Source organism: Priestia sp. YIM B13552 (assembly GCF_042787775.1).
In the GTDB taxonomy this organism is placed as follows: Bacteria; Bacillota; Bacilli; order Bacillales; family Bacillaceae_H; genus Priestia; species Priestia megaterium_E.
The window spans coordinates 687,900-705,484 of sequence record NZ_JBHZOU010000003.1 but is presented as its reverse complement, the minus strand read 5'-3'; the positions used below and the strand labels follow the sequence as shown (position 1 = coordinate 705,484).

18 protein-coding genes are annotated in these 17,585 nt (G+C 37.7%); 15 read left to right on the top strand and 3 right to left on the bottom strand.

Translation table 11 applies throughout. The annotated features are described in order from the left end of the window. Positions 1-188: 188 nt before the first annotated feature. Positions 189-1,061, top strand: coding sequence for an STAS domain-containing protein (locus ACFX40_RS15700; RefSeq protein WP_028408714.1), 873 nt, complete (start codon positions 189-191; stop codon positions 1,059-1,061). Positions 1,062-1,197: 136 nt separating this feature from the next. Here the strand turns inward: ACFX40_RS15700 and ACFX40_RS15695 are convergent, their stop codons facing one another. Together ACFX40_RS15695 and ACFX40_RS15690 are read right to left on the bottom strand one after the other, a co-directional pair. Further along, positions 1,198-1,674, bottom strand: coding sequence for a hypothetical protein (locus ACFX40_RS15695; protein ID WP_377255513.1), 477 nt, complete (start codon positions 1,672-1,674; stop codon positions 1,198-1,200). A 68-nt stretch (positions 1,675-1,742) separates the two neighbouring features. Beyond that, a complete protein-coding gene (locus ACFX40_RS15690) occupies positions 1,743-2,315 on the bottom strand; it encodes a GNAT family N-acetyltransferase (RefSeq protein WP_014460341.1) in 573 nt (190 codons plus the stop codon). A 240-nt stretch (positions 2,316-2,555) separates the two neighbouring features. On the opposite strand from ACFX40_RS15690, the gene ACFX40_RS15685 reads away from it, so the two are divergent. The 13 genes from ACFX40_RS15685 to ACFX40_RS15625 all read left to right on the top strand — a co-directional run bounded on the left by ACFX40_RS15685 (position 2,556) and on the right by ACFX40_RS15625 (position 15,609). Next, positions 2,556-4,793 carry a glycosyltransferase family 39 protein gene (locus ACFX40_RS15685; protein ID WP_377255510.1) on the top strand — a complete coding sequence of 746 codons (2,238 nt, stop codon included), beginning with the start codon at positions 2,556-2,558 and terminating at the stop codon, positions 4,791-4,793. 13 nt (positions 4,794-4,806) lie between these two features. Then, positions 4,807-5,772, top strand: a complete 966-nt coding sequence (locus ACFX40_RS15680; RefSeq protein ID WP_028408710.1) for a glycosyltransferase family 2 protein — start codon at positions 4,807-4,809, stop codon at positions 5,770-5,772. Then, the gene (locus ACFX40_RS15675; RefSeq protein ID WP_377255507.1) at positions 5,765-6,169 is read left to right on the top strand and encodes a GtrA family protein; all 405 of its coding nucleotides are present in this window, start codon (positions 5,765-5,767) and stop codon (positions 6,167-6,169) included. The genes ACFX40_RS15680 and ACFX40_RS15675 overlap by 8 nt, the downstream gene beginning before the upstream one ends. Next, on the top strand, positions 6,166-7,056 hold the full coding sequence (gene galU / locus ACFX40_RS15670; protein WP_098249846.1) for a UTP--glucose-1-phosphate uridylyltransferase GalU: 891 nt from the start codon (positions 6,166-6,168) through the stop codon (positions 7,054-7,056). Before ACFX40_RS15675 ends, galU begins: the two co-directional genes overlap by 4 nt. Before the next feature lie 141 nt (positions 7,057-7,197). Beyond that, positions 7,198-7,872: a response regulator transcription factor gene (locus tag ACFX40_RS15665; protein WP_028408707.1), complete on the top strand. Its 675-nt coding sequence runs from the start codon at positions 7,198-7,200 to the stop codon at positions 7,870-7,872. Position 7,873: 1 nt separating this feature from the next. Then, the gene (locus ACFX40_RS15660; protein ID WP_098249845.1) at positions 7,874-9,253 is read left to right on the top strand and encodes a sensor histidine kinase; all 1,380 of its coding nucleotides are present in this window, start codon (positions 7,874-7,876) and stop codon (positions 9,251-9,253) included. 372 nt (positions 9,254-9,625) lie between these two features. After that, positions 9,626-9,790 (top strand): YezD family protein, encoded by a 165-nt coding sequence (locus ACFX40_RS15655; protein ID WP_013056824.1) that lies wholly within the window; start codon positions 9,626-9,628, stop codon positions 9,788-9,790. A gap of 344 nt (positions 9,791-10,134) precedes the next feature. Beyond that, positions 10,135-10,287, top strand: a complete 153-nt coding sequence (locus ACFX40_RS15650) for a Fur-regulated basic protein FbpA (protein ID WP_034275894.1) — start codon at positions 10,135-10,137, stop codon at positions 10,285-10,287. A gap of 251 nt (positions 10,288-10,538) precedes the next feature. Further along, positions 10,539-11,603 (top strand): sulfate ABC transporter substrate-binding protein, encoded by a 1,065-nt coding sequence (locus ACFX40_RS15645; protein ID WP_025752130.1) that lies wholly within the window; start codon positions 10,539-10,541, stop codon positions 11,601-11,603. Positions 11,604-11,696: 93 nt separating this feature from the next. Beyond that, a complete protein-coding gene (gene cysT, locus ACFX40_RS15640; RefSeq protein ID WP_377255504.1) occupies positions 11,697-12,533 on the top strand; it encodes a sulfate ABC transporter permease subunit CysT in 837 nt (278 codons plus the stop codon). A gap of 12 nt (positions 12,534-12,545) precedes the next feature. After that, positions 12,546-13,412 (top strand): sulfate ABC transporter permease subunit CysW, encoded by an 867-nt coding sequence (gene cysW / locus ACFX40_RS15635; RefSeq protein ID WP_028408705.1) that lies wholly within the window; start codon positions 12,546-12,548, stop codon positions 13,410-13,412. A gap of 19 nt (positions 13,413-13,431) precedes the next feature. Further along, positions 13,432-14,505: a sulfate/molybdate ABC transporter ATP-binding protein gene (locus ACFX40_RS15630; protein ID WP_377255501.1), complete on the top strand. Its 1,074-nt coding sequence runs from the start codon at positions 13,432-13,434 to the stop codon at positions 14,503-14,505. A gap of 108 nt (positions 14,506-14,613) precedes the next feature. After that, positions 14,614-15,609: a ketoacyl-ACP synthase III gene (locus ACFX40_RS15625; RefSeq protein ID WP_377255498.1), complete on the top strand. Its 996-nt coding sequence runs from the start codon at positions 14,614-14,616 to the stop codon at positions 15,607-15,609. 149 nt (positions 15,610-15,758) lie between these two features. Here ACFX40_RS15625 and ACFX40_RS15620 read toward each other — a convergent pair whose 3' ends face one another. Then, positions 15,759-16,598: a YitT family protein gene (locus ACFX40_RS15620; RefSeq protein WP_028408702.1), complete on the bottom strand. Its 840-nt coding sequence runs from the start codon at positions 16,596-16,598 to the stop codon at positions 15,759-15,761. Between the two features lie 247 nt (positions 16,599-16,845). Here ACFX40_RS15620 and ACFX40_RS15615 point away from each other — a divergent pair, with 247 nt between their 5' ends. After that, complete coding sequence (locus ACFX40_RS15615; RefSeq protein WP_028408701.1) at positions 16,846-17,199, top strand: YolD-like family protein; 354 nt, start codon at positions 16,846-16,848, stop codon at positions 17,197-17,199. Positions 17,200-17,585 lie beyond the last annotated feature (386 nt).

Sequence of the window (17,585 nt, the reverse complement as noted above, 5' to 3'; positions counted from 1 at the left end):
TTATTCGCAGCAAACTTTCAGTTGTGCGGCTCTTGCTCTGGTACTATAATAAAAAGAAAGAAAATTCATAAAATAACCGCTTTTTTGTTATTTTTAGGAAGGCTAGTCAATTGTCGGTTGGGTAAGTAGGCTTAGTCAAGGTTATATACGCAGTAAAAATAGCAGAAAAGAGGAGCTGAGCGTATTTTATGAAAGAGGAACTCGTGTATATAGGAAAAAAGATTATTGAACATAAATATAGCTTGTCAGAAAAATTAGCCGAACGATTAGATTCTACGCATACGCTAAGTCTAGAGGAATTGAAGGAAAAGAAAATTTTGAAGTGGCGAGTGTTAATCATGGAATACTTTGGAAGATCCCTATTTGAAGAACAAGAGGATGTACTTAAACTTGTTAAAGAATGGGCACTAGAAACGGGAAAATATGCGGTAGAAAAAAATATTCCGTTAGAAAAAGCACTGGGTACCTTACCAATCTATCGCAGCGTTATTTGGGATGTATTTACAAGAGAACTAGAGGAGCATCAGTTTGCTGCAATTACTATGCTGCATGTCAGTGAACGGATTGATCCGCTTTTAGATACGGTAACATGTGTTTTTGGTCAAATTTATGACGAGCATAATCGATACATGATGAATTTAGCTTATACGTCACTAGAAGAACTGTCAGTTCCGCTTGTACCTGTCACAAAAGGGATTGCTATTATGCCGATTATTGGAGAAATTGATACCCACCGCTCGCAAGTTATGATGGAAACCTGCTTGAAAAAAGGGACAAGCCTTCAATTATCCTATCTTATTTTGGATATTTCAGGTGTCGTGATTATTGATACAATGGTAGCAGATAATCTGTTCAAAATTCATCGATCTCTCAAATTAGTAGGAGTGGAAGCTATTATAACAGGGATACGACCGGAAATTGCCCAAACGGTAGTGAAACTAGGAATTGATTTTAATCAAATTAAAACAGAAGCAAATTTAGAAGCAGCGCTTTTAAAAATTGGTTTTAGACGTCCTGAAGAACATAGCCGCGCGCATGTGTCATCACGGCGAATAAAATGACCGGAGATGAACACGCGGCACCTGTGTTACATATGTAGAGATTCATTCTTCTAAACGTCGGTAGGAAATATGGATTTCAGCAGATAGAAAGTAAGCGCATAGTAAAAAAGCGGATGTTAATTAACATCCGCTTTTTTTACTTAATAAATGCCATATGCCATGGCAGCACCAAAGCATAAACGAGGAAGTATACCACTATTGAATAGATAAAAAACCAGCCGTTTAAATGCATATAGCCACTTTTAATCATTCCGTATTCTATGAGTAGTGAACCAGCGCAAAAGAGAAGTGATAAAACCCATTTATTTTTAGCTGTTAAGTAAGTCAAAAATAAAATGGAAAGGGAAGGTGGAATAAATGTATAGCTTAGAATATCTCCAAGTCCTGTAACTTTTGGGTCTCCCAAATCAATCATGTTAAAAACACGCGTAATGATAACATCACAAAGCCATCCGACAAATCCAACTACGCTAAACGTGATATAAAAATCTCGCCAAGTTAGCTGTCGTTTAAATAAAACAAGGGCAAGAATAAATAAACATAAACTAACGGTAATCGGAAACCACAAACCATGTGCAGATAAGTCTAAATGCTGAATTGCTTGCTCCAACATTGTTCACCTCAAAAGGAAGAGTTAGTGTTGAAGTTAGCCTATGTTATGGAAAGTATTTTATACATTTTCTACGCGTTGCGTGTATATTCTTCTCGCAAGATTGAATATAACTTTAAGTCTTGGTGAGCTCCCTTAATAAACATGGCTTTTCGAATCGTTCCTTCATAAGACATGCCGATCTTTTTCATCACTTTCTCAGAAGCGGCATTTTCAACAAAGCACCTCGCCTGAATGCGCACTAAATCCATTTCTTCAAATCCAAACGCAATTACTTTTTCAGCTGCTTCCGTAACAAATCCCTTATTCCAATATGCTTCAGAAATCGCATAGCCAATTTCCGCAATGCGATGAGTAGGGTTCCAAGTGACAAAGTCAATGGTGCCAATACATTTTTTTAAGGCTTTGATTTCCATAGCCCAAGGAGAAATGGATTGGTTGCTGTACTGCTTTAGAACGAAGGAAACAAACTCTTTTGTATCTTGAAGCTTTCGGTGCTTTTCCCAATTTACATATCTGCTTACCTTTTCATTTGAGGCATATTCAAACATGTCACGCACATCTTTTTTTGTAACTTTCCGCAAGCGGAGTCTTTCGGTTTCTAGTGTGGGTAAATTTCCGTATATATCTTTTACTTGAATCATAAAGTTGTCTCCTTTCCCAGCAAGAAGTGGATGAAGTGTTGATAATAATGTTTCATAGAAGCTGCAGCATTCCAAGAATACGCTTTCTATTTCATTTGCTTGATTCTTTAATTGTAAAATATTTCATTGGTGAGTGTAAGAGGTCAAATGGGTTTTAAAAAAATAAAAAATTATTTTTCCTGTTCATAATCAGTTCACATATGCTTGTTAGACTAAAGTCAGAAATTACGAAGGAGTGAAATGAAACACATGAACAGTGAAGTGAAAGAAGAACGAACTTCAAATAAAAACAGAATAGACTTATTTTTAGTTCCCATTGTTTTAATTGCAGCGTTTTTGAACTTATTTAAAATTTGGACAGATGAATACGCCAATGCTTATTACACGGCAGCTGTCAAAAGTATGCTTCAAAGTTTTCATAATTTCTTTTATGCATCTTTTGATCCAGGAGGCTATGTAACGATTGATAAGCCGCCGGTTGTATTTTGGATTCAGACAATTAGCGCTAAAATATTTGGATTTCACGGATGGAGCGTCATTCTACCGCAAGCATTGGCAGGCATCGGTTCAGTCCTTTTACTATACGTGCTCGTAAAACGTACGTTTGGCGTATGGGCTGGGAGATTTGCTGCTCTTGCCATGGCTCTGACGCCAATTGTGCCTGCGGTAAGCCGAACAAATAATATCGATAGTATGCTTGTATTTACATTACTAGTAGCAACGTGGATGTTATTTCGTGCTGTGCGTACGGCTAAATTTGGCTGGGTGTTAGCAGCTTTTGCGATGATTGGTGTTGCATTTAATATGAAAATGCTTCAAGCATACATGGTTTTACCAGCATTTTATGTTTTCTATGTAGTGGCAACCAAAATCACTTGGAAAAAGAAAATTGCTTTTTTGACAACAGCGACTGCACTAATGCTCGCGGTTTCTGTCTCATGGGCAGTTGTGGTAGATTCTACTTCTGCTGATAAGCGCCCTTATATGGGAAGCAGTCAAACAAATTCAGTTCTAGAGCTTGCTTTCGGATATAACGGTATTAATCGTTTAACTGGAAATACAAGTGTGACGGGAAGCGGTCATAAACAGCCTGCTCAAACTGAGCAGCAAACAGCAAGCAGTGAAACAAAACAAACTAGTAATTCAAGTGCTGATTCTTCACAAAGCTCAAATCAAAGAAAGAGCAGCTCTTCTCAAAAGATGCAGGCTCCAGGTGGAGGGAATCAAAACGGAATGTTCAACACGGGGAATCCTGGTCCATTCCGACTATTTCAAAAAGGGTTATCAGATCAAATCAGCTGGTTATTACCATTTGTAATCTTTTCAATCGTGGGTCTATTTGCCGGAGTAAAATTTAAAGGGCCTTACACGACAAAACAAAAAGAAAGTTTATTTTGGTTAGCGTGGCTGCTACCAGTAGCTGTTTTCTTTAGTATCGCAGGATTTTTCCATCAGTATTATTTAATTATGCTGGCACCTCCAATCGCTGCATTTGCTGGAGCGGGAGCAGTAGCTTTATGGAGCATGTACAAACAGCATAATGGCTGGAAATCATGGCTGCTGCCAGGTGGTATTTTAACAACAGCAGCACTTCAAGTATATATTATGTCTCCTTATGTCAGCTCAATCGGCGTAGCGCCAATTGCAGGTGTAGGAGCACTGGGCGTCATTTTAGCTCTTGTTTTAGCTGTTCGTAAACAGCGTAAAAATTCGTTGACGAACTACCTAGGAGCCGCAGCGATGGTTGTCTTACTTGCGATGCCGGCGTACTGGGCGATGACACCAATTATTTATGGTGGAAATAGCATGCTTCCATCAGCAGGTCCTGATTCTTCAAGCGGTATGGGAGGACCTCCAAGCACAGCTACAAATAGCAAACAATCTGGTTTTAACGGCATGCAGCCTCCAGGAAGCTCTAGCGGCAATTCATCATCGAACAATCAAATGCAGCCGCCAAGCGGTTCATCAAACGGCGGTCAAATGCCGGGCGGTTCGTCCAATAATGGTCAAATGCAGCCGCCAAGCGGTTCGTCCAATAATAGTCAAATGCCAAATAGCTCTTCAAGCAAATCATCCTCTTCAAAACGAAAAAGTGGAGGGATGAACGCAGAAGTAAACCAAAAGCTACTAAACTATTTAACAAAAAATAATACAGGCGAAAAATATTTATTTGCCACAACGGACTCAACTTCAGCTGCACCTTACATTATCAAAACGGGCAAGCCAGTAATGGCAATGGGTGGATTTAGCGGTTCAGATCCAATTTTAACGGTAAGTAAATTAAAAGCCATGATTAAAAAAGGTGAAGTGAAATATTTCTACCTGTCTGGAATGGGCAAGGGAGGTCAATCTGACGTTATCACTTGGATTAAAGACAATAGTAAGGAGATTCCTTCTTCCAAATGGCAGTCTACGTCATCAAGTGCTCAGCAAGGGCCATCTGGAAACGGAACACTATACGAAATAACGCTTAAATAAGGAGGGCATGAACATGAGTTCCATTGTTAAATATTCTATTGTTATTCCTGTCTACAACGAACAAGAAGTGATTCATGAAACCTACCGCCGTCTCACAGAAGTGATGCGTTCAACGAAAGAAGCTTACGAGCTTCTTTTCGTGAACGACGGCAGTAGAGATCGAACAGCAGAAATCATTAAAGAGTACAGTGAGCAAGACCCAGCGGTTGTTTTATTAGATTTTGCCCGTAACTTTGGTCATCAAATTGCTATTACAGCGGGTATGGATTATGCAAGAGGAGAGGCGGTCGTTGTGATTGATGCTGATTTGCAAGATCCGCCCGAATTGATTTTAGAGATGATTGAAAAATGGAAGCAAGGGTTTGACGTTGTATACGCTAAGCGTACAAAGCGAAAAGGAGAAACATACTTTAAAAAACAAACGGCTGCTATGTTTTATCGCTTCTTACGTGCGATGACCGATATTGATATTCCACTTGATACAGGGGATTTCCGTTTGCTAGATCGCAAAGTGTGCAATCAAATGAATAGCATTCAAGAAAAAAATCGCTTTGTTCGCGGATTAGTAAGCTGGGTTGGCTTTAAGCAAACAGCAGTAGAATATGAGCGAGACGAGCGTTTGGCCGGGGAGTCGAAATACCCTTTGAAAAAGATGCTGAAGCTTTCAATGGATGGTATTACATCTTTTTCATATAAGCCATTAAAGCTAGCTAGCTATGCTGGTGTAACTCTATCTGGTATCGGCTTTATTTATCTTTTAGTAGTGCTGTATTTGAAGTTATTTACAGACAGCACCATCACCGGGTGGTCGTCATTAATTGTCATTCAGCTATTCTTTAGCGGCATCATTTTAATTATTCTTGGTATGATTGGAGAATATATTGGCCGCATCTACGATGAAACAAAAAATCGTCCACTCTATATCGTCCGTGAAAAGTATCAGCTTGAAACACGCAAGGAAGTATCACTTCGTGACTAACAAATGGATATCTTTTATTAAATTTGCGTTAGTAGGAGTTGTAAATACACTGATTGATTTTGTAGTATACGCACTTTTAACAACAATCGGTGTTAACTACATACTAGCGCAGTGGATTTCATACAGTGCGGGCATCTTAAACAGTTATGTCATGAATCGCAAATGGACGTTTGAGAGAAAAGAAAAAAGCAGTAAGCGTGAGGTGATTTCATTCGTGATCGTAAATTTGATCACTTTATCCCTAACATCATTTCTGTTGATTGTTCTATATAATAAATGGGGTATATCGCTGCTAATCAGTAAACTTTTAATTACAATCGCAAGTGTCGGTATCAACTTTATTGGTACTAAATTATTTGTATTTACTACTAAAAAAGAAAGAGGGATTCATATATGACGATAAAAAAAGCAGTTATTCCAGTAGGCGGTTTAGGAACTCGATTTTTGCCAGCGACAAAAGCGCAGCCGAAAGAAATGCTGCCAATTGTCGATAAGCCTGCTGTACAATATATTGTAGAAGAAGCTGTGAAATCAGGCATTGAAAGTATTATTTTTATTACAGGGCGAAACAAAAAATCAATTGAAGACCATTTTGATAAATCAATTGAGTTAGAGCAAATGCTTGAAGAAAAACACAAGTTTGACATGTTAAAAGAAGTACAAACGATCTCATCAATGGCCAGCATTCACTATATTCGTCAAAAAGAGCCGTTAGGACTCGGTCATGCTATTCTTTGTGCCGAACAGTTTATTGGAGATGAGCCGTTTGCTGTTCTTCTTGGAGACGATATTATGACTTCTGAAGAACCTGCGCTCAAACAGATGATCCAAGCGTATGAAACGACTAATCAATCAGTTATCGGAGTTCAAAAAGTGGATGTTGAAGAGGTATCAAAATACGGAATCATTCAGCCGAAAAATAAATCTGGCAGCCTTCATGAAGTGAATGACTTGATTGAAAAACCATCGATAGAACAAGCTCCGTCAACTATTGCCGTTATGGGCCGCTACATTTTAAATCCTTCTATTTTTTCTTATCTAAAAACGATTGAAAGAGGGGTAGGAAATGAATTACAATTAACAGATGCACTGCGTGTGGTATGTGAAAAAGAGCGATTGTTTGCTCTTGAACTGGAAGGGCAGCGCTTTGATATTGGAGATAAGGTAGGCTATATGAAAGCGATGGTAGAAGTTGCGTTAAAGCGCAGAGATTTACGTCACACGTTTTTATCGTATTTGGAGGGAATTGTAGAAAAAGAACGAGCAAACAACTTCAGTCACTAAGCGTTAATCAGTTTGTTCATATTCAGTTCATATTTGAAGTATAAAATCATTGTATGATCTTATGCGGCTCTCTGTTTGGTATAAACAGAGAGCTTACTGTGCGTAAAAGCTGGACAAACTTAGGAATAGGGAGAGACATGTATGATTCAAATATTAGTTGCAGATGATGATCAACATATTCGAGAGCTGATATCATTATATTTAGAAAATCAAGGATTTAAAATTATAAAAGCAGCAGATGGTGAAGAAGCATGGACGAAAATGGAAGAGTTTCGAATTGATCTAGCAGTCGTTGATATCATGATGCCATTTAAAGACGGATGGGAACTAACAAAGGAAATTAAGGAGTATTTTGATATACCGGTTTTAATGGTAACAGCTAGAGGCGAATCGCATGATAAGCTAAAAGGATTTGATATCGGAACAGACGACTATGTCGTGAAGCCTTTTGATCCTCAGGAAATGGTTGCTCGTGTAAAGGCTCTTTTACGCAGGTACCGAGTAGAAGCTAACAATGTAATCTATATGGGGAATATAAAACTAGACCGTACCAAATTAGAGATGAGTGCAGGAGAAACAAGCGAACAGCTGCCGTTAAAAGAGTTTGAATTACTGTTCACGCTCGTTAGTTCTCCAGGAAAGATTTTTACTCGTGATCAGCTTATTCAATTAATTTGGGGATATGATTATGAAGGCGATGAGCGCACGGTAGACGTTCACATAAAACGTCTGCGAGAGAGGCTTAATCATATGAAAAACGTCGGTATGGAAATCAAAACAATTCGCGGATTAGGTTATAGAGCAGAAGGGTGTTAACGTGAAATCAATTTATGTAAAGCTGGTTCTGTCGTTCATCATTACAATTTTATTGAGCGTTGTGATTACCGTTGTCGTTACGACATTTCTTAGCAAGCAGAAGCTCGAAATGCGATTAGGTCAGGATATGGTGAAGATGGGAGAAGATTTTATTGATTTGTACGGAGCAGAAGACTCCGACAAAGCTGCAAGGTTTTTATCTAATTCATCATTCATTCATTTTTCGTTTATTATTATTGATGATCAGCATGAAGAAAAAGTATTAGGACAGCCAGGACCGCCTATTCCAATTACACCGAAAGAAGTAGATCAAGTATTAGACGGGAAGCGTTATTCTAATTTAAACGAGGAAAAAGATGATCGTCCACAGCCAAACGTAGTGGGTCTTCCTTTTAAAGAAAATGGACGGTCGTATGCTCTATTTATTCAGTCTCATCCACAGCGGCAATTTTCAGTTATTCAAGATGTTCAAAATATCCAGCTTATTACGATTTTATTAGTGGGTATTGTATTATTTGCATATGTTTCAATGATTATTATTAAACCGATTAAGCGTCTCAGTACAGCGATGAAAGTGGTCGGACAAGGCGAATACAATGTGCAAGTCGAGCACGCAGCGAATGATGAAATCGGTCTGTTAACTAAAAATTTCAATCAAATGACTAAAGAATTAAACAAAATAGAAACGATGAGGCAAGAGTTCATTGCTAGCGTTTCGCATGAGATTCAATCACCGCTGACCTCTATTCGCGGTTTTTCAGCGGCACTTAAAGATGATATCGTCAGTGAAGATAAAAAGATACAATATTTAACGATTATTGAAAAAGAAAGTACAAGACTTTCTCAGCTTAGTTCCAATTTGTTAAAGCTTGCTTCTCTAGACTCTGAACATCAAACGCTAATGCTGCAGCCATACCGCCTGGATGAACAAATCAGGCATGTGGTCATGGCTTTAGAACCTCAGTGGACAAAAAAGAACATAGAAATTGATCTTGATTTATCCAATGTTCAAATGGAAGCAGACAAAGATTTGTTAGAGCAAGTGTGGCTAAACTTAGTAACAAATGCTATTAAATATACGCCTGAACATGGATTTGTGAAAATATCCATTTCTCTAAAAAACGAAGAAATAGACGTGGAAATAAAGGATAATGGAATTGGTATTGCCGAAGAAGATCAAAAATATATTTTTGAAAGCTTTTATAAAGTAGATAAATCGAGAACGTTAAAAGGAAGCGGCCTCGGTCTAGCCATTACAAAAAAAATTGTTCGGCTGCATGAGGGCGCAATACGTGTTGAAAGCAAAAAAGAACAAGGAAGCATCTTTACGGTAACCCTGCCTATCCAAAAAAATAGGACTAAAAAAGACTCGTCTGTGTAAGTTCATGCAGATGAGTCTTTTTTATTAGGTCAAAGATATAAAAAAATTTAATAATATCTATTTATTTTTTTAATCCCTACTTGACATATAGGTAAAGTGTAAATAATATAGATAGTATAAATCTTTTGAAAAAATTGGGATGCTAAAGAAGCTGATCGGTCAACCGAAGGCTCATACTTGTTCGCTACTAGTGTGGGCCTTTTCTGTACATTGGTTGTGGTCATTAAAATCTCAATCTTCAACTGAACATATGGGGAGGATTACCATGTATTTATCTTCTGCACATTATACAAGTACTTATAGATGTTGTTCGCTTTGTTTATTCAACTGCAACTAAAATATAAATTTATCTATGAATAGGAGAATGATAAAATGGCTTCAATTACACAAGAAAAATTAGATTATATTGTTAAATTACTAACTGAAATCAACTATGGATCTGTACTAATTACTCTTCACGACGGACAAATTACTCAAGTGGACAGTACGGAAAAAAACCGTTTTTTAGCTAAAAGCAAAGTAGCAAGCCACAAATAAGTCTAGTTAAATACTTTCTCCACAAACATGGAAGAGACGGCCTAGCTATTGAAGTCTTTGGCAGCAAAGTGGGAGTACTGTATCAAGTATAGAAAATATGCATATCCAAAGAATAATTGACTTTTTATTGATGGAAGATTTAGAATTTTTCGAATTAAAATTGTGTTATAGGTTGTCTAAGTATAACGATGAGAAGTGTAAAGCTGCTGAAGCAGCAGCTTTATACTTTTTAAAATGATAAAGATCTGACAGTTTCATCCTTGTGCTGATCGGGTTACCGAAGGCTTCTAACCTATGTTAGAAGCCTTTTTTATTTTTAGATGAATAGAATAGGAGGAATAAAGATGGAAAATTTATTACGAGCAGCGGTGCGGCAAAGAAAACAATACCTCATTGAAGAGTTATTAAAAAAAGGGGTTTACAAAAAAGAAAACCATCATCTTTTTGAACTCACGCTCTCTGACTTAGAAAAAGAGTATCAGACACGCAGTAAGTAAGGAAAACACGTAAAAAGAACTAAAATAAGTGTAAAAAAGATTAAAAACCTAGTTGACTAATAGGTAAAGTGTGTTTATTATAAAAACAAGAATAAATTGTCTTTTCAGAAAGTATCTTCTTTTTATTCTTACGAATAAATTTAATAAGAATAATTTAAGAGCATATACGCTGATCAGACTAACTGAAGGCTGCTTCTCTTTTCAAAGAGATAGCGGCCTTTTTGTATTTTTTATAAAAAGGGGAGTAAAACATGAAGAAAAAAGCAGTTCAGTTTTTAATGGTGCTAACAGCACTGCTCGTCGTACTAGCAGGTTGCGGCAATGGGAAATCTACTGAAACAGCAGGGAAAGATAGTTCTGCGAGTAAAAACGATTCAAAAAAACCAGTAGAGCTTTTAAACGTTTCATATGATCCTACACGTGAACTTTATCAGGAGTTCAATAAGAGTTTTGCATCTTATTGGAAAGATAAAACAGGGCAAGACGTTACTATCAAGCAATCACACGGTGGCTCTGGTAAGCAAGGTAGAGCAGTAATTGACGGTTTAGAAGCGGATGTCGTAACGCTGGCGCTTGCATACGATATTGATGAAATCGCTCAAACTCGCCAATTATTAAACAAAGACTGGGAAAAAGAATTGGCTCATAATTCTACACCATACACATCAACAATTGTTTTTTTAGTTCGTAAAGGAAATCCAAAGGGAATTAAAGATTGGGATGATTTAACGAAAAAAGGTACATCCGTTATTACACCAAATCCAAAAACGTCTGGAGGCGCACGCTGGAATTATTTAGCGGCTTGGGCATACGCGAAGAATAAATATAACGGAGATAACAAAAAGATTGAAGACTTCATGAGTAAACTTTATGGAAATGTCGAAGTGTTAGACTCAGGCGCACGCGGAGCGACAACTACATTTGTAGAACGGGGCATTGGAGACGTGTTAATTGCATGGGAAAATGAAGCTTACTTATCGTTAAATGAGCTAGGAAAAGATAAATTTGAAATTGTAACACCGTCATTGAGTATTTTAGCAGAACCGCCTGTTGCTGTAGTAGATAAAGTAGCTGAAAAGAAAGGCACAACAAAGGTAGCAAAAGCATACTTGAAATATCTATATACAGAAAAAGGTCAGGAAATCGCAGCGGAAAACTACTATCGTCCTCGAAATGAAAAAATATTAGAGAAACACAAAGATCAATTTCCTTCTCTTAACCTAGTCACCATTAAAGATTTTGGCGGCTGGAAAAAAGCTCAAGAAACTCATTTTAACGATGGAGGAACATTCGATCAGATTTATCAGCCAAAGTAATATGATGCATTAAAAAAGTAAATGAGGAAGATACGAATGGTAATTCGTATCTTCTGTGTATATGTATCTTGAAAGCAGAGAGAGGTGTAAGACGTGAGCGTGTTACAACGACAGAAGAAAAAGAAAAGCATCTTACCTGGATTTGGGCTTTCTTTAGGTTTTACGATGTTTTATGCAAGTATCCTTGTGCTTTTTCCGTTAGCTATGATTTTTTTAAATACGGCATCTATGGGATGGAGCGACTTTATTAAAACTGTTATAGACTCTAGAGTAGTAGCATCATATAAATTAAGTTTTGGAGCAGCATTTGCAGCAGGGATTATTAATGTTATTTTTGGAACTATTATTGCATGGGTATTAGTGAGATATCATTTTCCTGGAAAGAGGTTTATTGATGGACTTGTAGATTTGCCGTTTGCTTTACCAACGGCTGTTGCCGGCATTGCCTTGACCACTCTTTACGTTCCGAAAGGATGGATTGGTCAATTATTTACGTTTAAAATCGCATTTACGCCTATCGGAATTATTATCGCTCTGACGTTTATTGGTCTGCCGTTTGTTGTCCGAATGGTGCAGCCAGTATTGCAAAACTTTAATGCGGAGATCGAAGAAGCATCTGCTAGCTTAGGAGCCAGCCGAATGCAAACGTTCAGAAAAGTTATTTTTCCAGAGCTGGTGCCTGCTATTTTAACAGGTTTTTCTCTTTCATTCGCAAGAGCGCTTGGAGAATACGGGTCAGTTGTTTTTATTGCTGGAAATATGCCGATGAAAACTGAAATTACGCCGCTTATTATTATGACAAAACTCGAGCAGTACGATTATGCGGGCGCTACTGCTATTGCATCAGTCATGCTCGTTGTATCATTTTTTCTGTTATTACTTATTAATATTATTCAATGGTGGACAAATCGTAAATTTGTACATAGTTAAGGAGGGATGACATTGGCAGGACATGTTCCAATGCAGCATGCAAAAACGACTGTTAAACTTAATCATTCTAGTTTAAAAGAGCCCAAAGTCGTCCAGTGGCTGCTTACATTTATTGCACTGGCTTTTTTAGCTCTATTCTTAGTGCTCCCGCTCATCACCATTTTTATGACAGCTTTTCAAAAAGGGTGGGAAACGTATCTTGCTGCGATTACGAATCCGGATGCTTTGGCTGCTATTAAACTAACGCTAATTGTGGTGCTTATTACCGTTCCTTTAAATGCCATTTTCGGCGTGGTAGCTGCATGGTTAATTACAAAGTTTGATTTTAAAGGAAAGAATATTTTAATTACGCTTATTGATTTGCCGTTTGCTGTTTCGCCTGTTATTGCTGGATTGATTTTTATTTTATTATTTGGTGCACAAGGGTTATTCGGAGAATGGTTGTTTAATCACGACATCAAAATTGTATTTGCTATTCCCGGTATTATTTTAGCTACTCTTTTTGTAACGCTGCCGTTTGTTGCTAAAGAATTGATTCCACTCATGCAAGCTCAAGGGTCAGCCGAAGAAGAAGCGTCGTTAACGTTAGGAGCCAGCGGTTTCAAAACTTTTTTTCTAGTGACGTTACCTAATATTAAATGGGGCTTATTATATGGCATTATCTTATGTAATGCGCGCGCAATTGGAGAGTTTGGAGCTGTTTCCGTTGTGTCTGGGCACATTCGAGGAATGACAAATACGATGCCTCTTCATATTGAAATTCTCTACAATGAATATCAATTTGCAGCAGCGTTTGCGGTAGCATCTTTAATGTCAGTTTTGGCTATTTTTACATTAATTGTAAAAAATATTATTGAGTGGAAAGCCAAACATATTTGAATAGGAAGGAGCTTATGAGATGAGTATCCATATTAAGCACGTATCAAAGAACTTTGGTGATTTTAAAGCGCTGGATTCTATTAACATTGATATTCAAACGGGTGAATTAGTAGCTTTACTCGGTCCGTCCGGTTCTGGAAAAACATCTTTGCTTCGTATCATTGCCGGTCTTGAACATCTTGATCAAGGAGCTATTTTATTTGATGGAAAGGAAATTACGCACATAAATCCAAAAGAGCGGAATGTAGGGTTTGTTTTTCAACACTATGCTTTGTTCAGGCATATGACTGTGTTTGATAACATTGCGTATGGTTTAAAAGTACGACCTAAAAAAACAAGGCCTTCTAAAACAGACATTATCAATAAAGTAACCGAGCTACTGCAGCTTGTTAAACTAGAGCCGCTTGCAAATCGCTATCCCTCTCAATTATCGGGCGGACAGCGCCAGCGAGTAGCGCTTGCTCGAGCGTTAGCAGTAGAACCGAAAGTACTGCTATTAGATGAACCTTTTGGCGCTTTGGATGCAAAAGTTCGCAAGGATTTGCGCAGATGGCTGCGTAAATTGCATAATGATTTTCATATTACGAGTATTTTCGTTACACATGATCAAGAAGAAGCTTTAGATGTGGCCGATCGTATTGTTGTGATGAACAACGGTAAAATTGAGCAGATTGGCAGTCCTGAGGAAGTATATGATCATCCTAACAGTCCATTTGTGTACGATTTTCTAGGGAACGTCAATTTATTCAAGGGCCGCATTCATAAGGGAAAACTAAAACAAGGAAGCTTTGAAATGGATATTCCAGAATTTAACGGAAGAAATGAAGAAGCAGCTGTTGGATATGTACGACCTCATGATATTCACCTTGAAAAGGCAAAAACAAGCGCAGATGCTGTTTCTGCAACCGTTAGCCATATTCATGTGATAGGGCCTATCGTGCAAATTGAATTAAAAAGAGAAGATGCAGAAGAATTTTTAGAAGCTGAATTAAGCAAAGAGCACTATAAAGTCCTCAGCCTTCAAGTGGGAGAGCAGGTGTATGTAAAGCCTAAGCAGCTAAAAGTATTTATTCCAGAAGATTATTCTATTTAATAAAAAGCGTAAAGGGTATGCCTTTGCGCTTTTTATCTGCTAATAAATTAGTACCAGATATTAAAAGTAGGTGTTATAATTAAGTATCAACTGATTTGAGGTGGAGAAATGATACAGTCAAAAGCTAGAATTACGGGAATGGGGATATATACACCAAAGCAAAAATTAACGAACGACCATTTAAAAGAAATGGTTGATACAAGTGACGAATGGATTGTACAGCGCACGGGAATGAAAGAACGACGAATTGCAGGGGAAGGCGAATACACGTCCACGCTTGCCATTCAAGCCGTTGAAAATTTGCTTAACCGATATGATGTAAAAATAGAAGATGTAGATGCAATTATTGTTTCGACCACAACGCCTGATCACTTTTTTCCTAGCGTAGCATGTCAGGTTCAAGATTACTTTCATATTGATCAAGCTGCTGCATTTGACTTAAGTGCAGCATGCGCTGGATTTACATATGGCCTTCATGTGGCGAACGGCTTAGTGACGTCGGGATTGCATAAAAAGATTTTAGTTATTGGTGCTGAAGTCATGTCGAAAATTACAGATTATACGGACCGGGCCACATGCGTGCTGTTTGGTGACGGAGCGGGAGCCATGCTTGTAGAGTACGATGAGCATAATCCAAGTTTCTTAGGATGTCACTACGGAACGGACGGAAGCGGAGGAGTAAATTTATATCGTTCTAACTTATCTAATACTCTTTCGGGAAAAGAAATTAACTCGAGCGGGAATTTAGTTCAAAACGGGCGTGAAGTATACCGCTTTGCTGTACGAACGATTCCAAAAGGAGTAGAAGCATTATTAAAGAATACTTCCATTTCTCTTTTTGATGTAAACTGGTTTATTCCGCACAGTGCAAACCTTCGAATGATTGAAGCTATTTGTTCTAAAACGGGTGTTTCAATGGATAAAACGTTAACGAGTGTGCAATACTGCGGAAATACGTCTTCCGCTTCTATTCCGCTAGCTTTAAACGAAGGAATAATGACAGGAAAAGTACAGGATAATGACCTCCTTATTTTCTATGGTTTTGGAGGAGGATTAACGCACTGCGGTCTGTTAATTAAATGGACGTGTAAAGAAAAAAGCTAAAAGGCATCGCCTTTTAGCTTTTTAGATTTTCATTACAGAGCTTTTTATTGTCGTTACAAGAGAGTTTATTCTTTTTATAACGGCAGGTTTACTGTATTTTCAGCGCAAACATATATAATAGAAAAAAACCGCTTTTTTACAGCGGGTTTTCAGCCGGCTTTTGGAATAGTAAAACCTACTCCAAAGACGTCGCGCACATCGTGTACGACCACAAAAGCTTGTTCGTCGACTTTATGAATAATACGCTTTAATTCTAGCAGTTCTTGTTTGTTCACAACTACGTACAATACGTCTTTTGCTTCTTTTGTATAGCTTCCATGAGCCGAAAAGACAGTGACGCCGCGCTGCATCTTTTTATTGACTTGTTCGGCTACTTCAGCTGAACGGTGTGAAATAATAGTGATTGCTTTGCGAGGGTTGAGTCCTTCAATGATATAATCAAGCACTTTCGTTCCGATGTAAAGAGAAATAATCGTATACATCGTCTTTTCTCCACCGATGACAAAATAAGCGCTTGCTACCACTAATAAATCAATTGCCAGCATCGTTTTGCTAATATTCCAGTCTAGATATTGATTAGCTAAGCGGGCAATAACTGCAGAGCCTCCGGAAGTTCCGCCGCCTCTAAACACAAGTCCGAGTCCTACCCCAGCTAAAATACCAGCAAAAATAGCCCCCAGTAGCGTATCGTCAAGAGGATTTCCCAGTCCTTCAGTTATATGTAGGAATAGAGACGTGAAAATAATACATATAATTGTGTAAACAATCACACGCTTATGAAGCAATTTGTATCCGATTAGTACCAGCAAACCGTTTAATATAAAGTTTGTGATACCCGGAGACCAGCCTAATACATAATAGGTAATCATTGTTACACCGGTTACGCCGCCTTCTGCTAATTCATTTGGAATAGCAAAGTAATTAATGGCCAGTGCGAAAATGAGGCTCCCTAGAATAATGAGGATAATTTCTTTTATTTTATTAATCATGAACGTTACCTCCAATCATCAAAAACTCCGAAAACACAGTCATGACAATGTATTATACCAACTCTAGAGACCGAATTAAAGATGGGATATTATTATTTTTTAAAAATCAGTTTCTGCTATTAACATAAAATCTTTTGACAGTTTTTATGGAGTATGAAAAAATGAATTGTTTGCTTTTATTTTGATTAAAAAGTTTTGCAATGAGAATGTTCGTTCGGTAAAATAGAAGCAAGAGTCAAGGGGGAGAATGAACGTGTATCAAGATGAATTAAAACAGTATGCGAAGTTAGTAATGCCCGAGCATTTAGAGAAAATGAAGAAAATGTACAGTCCCGAGGCGCATAAGCAGTCCTTAGGGTTGAAAAAAGAAAAGATTGAGCATATTGAAAATGTCATTATGAACAGTTACTCGGAGCATCATCCAGTAACGCTTCACGTCTATGAAGCAGGACATATTCAAAGGTATGAACGAGTGACGATTGATAAAGTCTCGCTGCAGTCGAATATGCTGATGGTTACAGGCCCTTGTTATACATATTCGATTCGAGCGGATGCAGTAATTGAAGCAGATGTATGGAAAGATGAAAGCTACTCTAGCTAAGAGTAGCTTTTTTGTTCGTTTTGTATCTTTTTTTTAACGCATGCATACAATACATAAAAGCATATTCTGCGAGTAGTAACTTCTAGCTACTAGGAAATTTTAATTAAAGAAGGGATCATTGTATGCAAAATGAAAAAACTCAAGTAAGAGAAATCGAATTAACGCAGTTCATTAAGAAAAGACTTGTTCGTTTTATCTCAAGTTTAGCTATTTCTTCTGCCCTTGCTTCCATATTATATATGCTTCTATTTTTATTTAAATGATGGGTCACTTTGAGTTGTCCAAAAAGGTGGACAACTTTTTTGGTGTGTAGGCTTTTACGAAATCAGGACAAGCTATGGCTGATTCAGTCAGAAAAATTCAATCGGTCAAGAAATAGTCAAAAA

Excerpts from the sequence above, each read along its gene's own strand:
- ACFX40_RS15700 (WP_028408714.1), top strand. The coding sequence starts at position 189 with ATGAAAGAGGAACTCGTGTATATAGGAAAAAAGATTATTGAACATAAA.
- ACFX40_RS15695 (WP_377255513.1), bottom strand. The coding sequence starts at position 1,674 with ATGTTGGAGCAAGCAATTCAGCATTTAGACTTATCTGCACATGGTTTG.
- ACFX40_RS15690 (WP_014460341.1), bottom strand. The coding sequence starts at position 2,315 with ATGATTCAAGTAAAAGATATATACGGAAATTTACCCACACTAGAAACC.
- ACFX40_RS15685 (WP_377255510.1), top strand. The coding sequence starts at position 2,556 with ATGAAACACATGAACAGTGAAGTGAAAGAAGAACGAACTTCAAATAAA.
- ACFX40_RS15680 (WP_028408710.1), top strand. The coding sequence starts at position 4,807 with ATGAGTTCCATTGTTAAATATTCTATTGTTATTCCTGTCTACAACGAA.
- galU (WP_098249846.1), top strand. The coding sequence starts at position 6,166 with ATGACGATAAAAAAAGCAGTTATTCCAGTAGGCGGTTTAGGAACTCGA.
- ACFX40_RS15665 (WP_028408707.1), top strand. The coding sequence starts at position 7,198 with ATGATTCAAATATTAGTTGCAGATGATGATCAACATATTCGAGAGCTG.
- ACFX40_RS15655 (WP_013056824.1), top strand. The coding sequence starts at position 9,626 with ATGGCTTCAATTACACAAGAAAAATTAGATTATATTGTTAAATTACTA.
- ACFX40_RS15650 (WP_034275894.1), top strand. The coding sequence starts at position 10,135 with ATGGAAAATTTATTACGAGCAGCGGTGCGGCAAAGAAAACAATACCTC.
- ACFX40_RS15645 (WP_025752130.1), top strand. The coding sequence starts at position 10,539 with ATGAAGAAAAAAGCAGTTCAGTTTTTAATGGTGCTAACAGCACTGCTC.
- ACFX40_RS15630 (WP_377255501.1), top strand. The coding sequence starts at position 13,432 with ATGAGTATCCATATTAAGCACGTATCAAAGAACTTTGGTGATTTTAAA.
- ACFX40_RS15625 (WP_377255498.1), top strand. The coding sequence starts at position 14,614 with ATGATACAGTCAAAAGCTAGAATTACGGGAATGGGGATATATACACCA.
- ACFX40_RS15620 (WP_028408702.1), bottom strand. The coding sequence starts at position 16,598 with ATGATTAATAAAATAAAAGAAATTATCCTCATTATTCTAGGGAGCCTC.
- ACFX40_RS15615 (WP_028408701.1), top strand. The coding sequence starts at position 16,846 with ATGAACGTGTATCAAGATGAATTAAAACAGTATGCGAAGTTAGTAATG.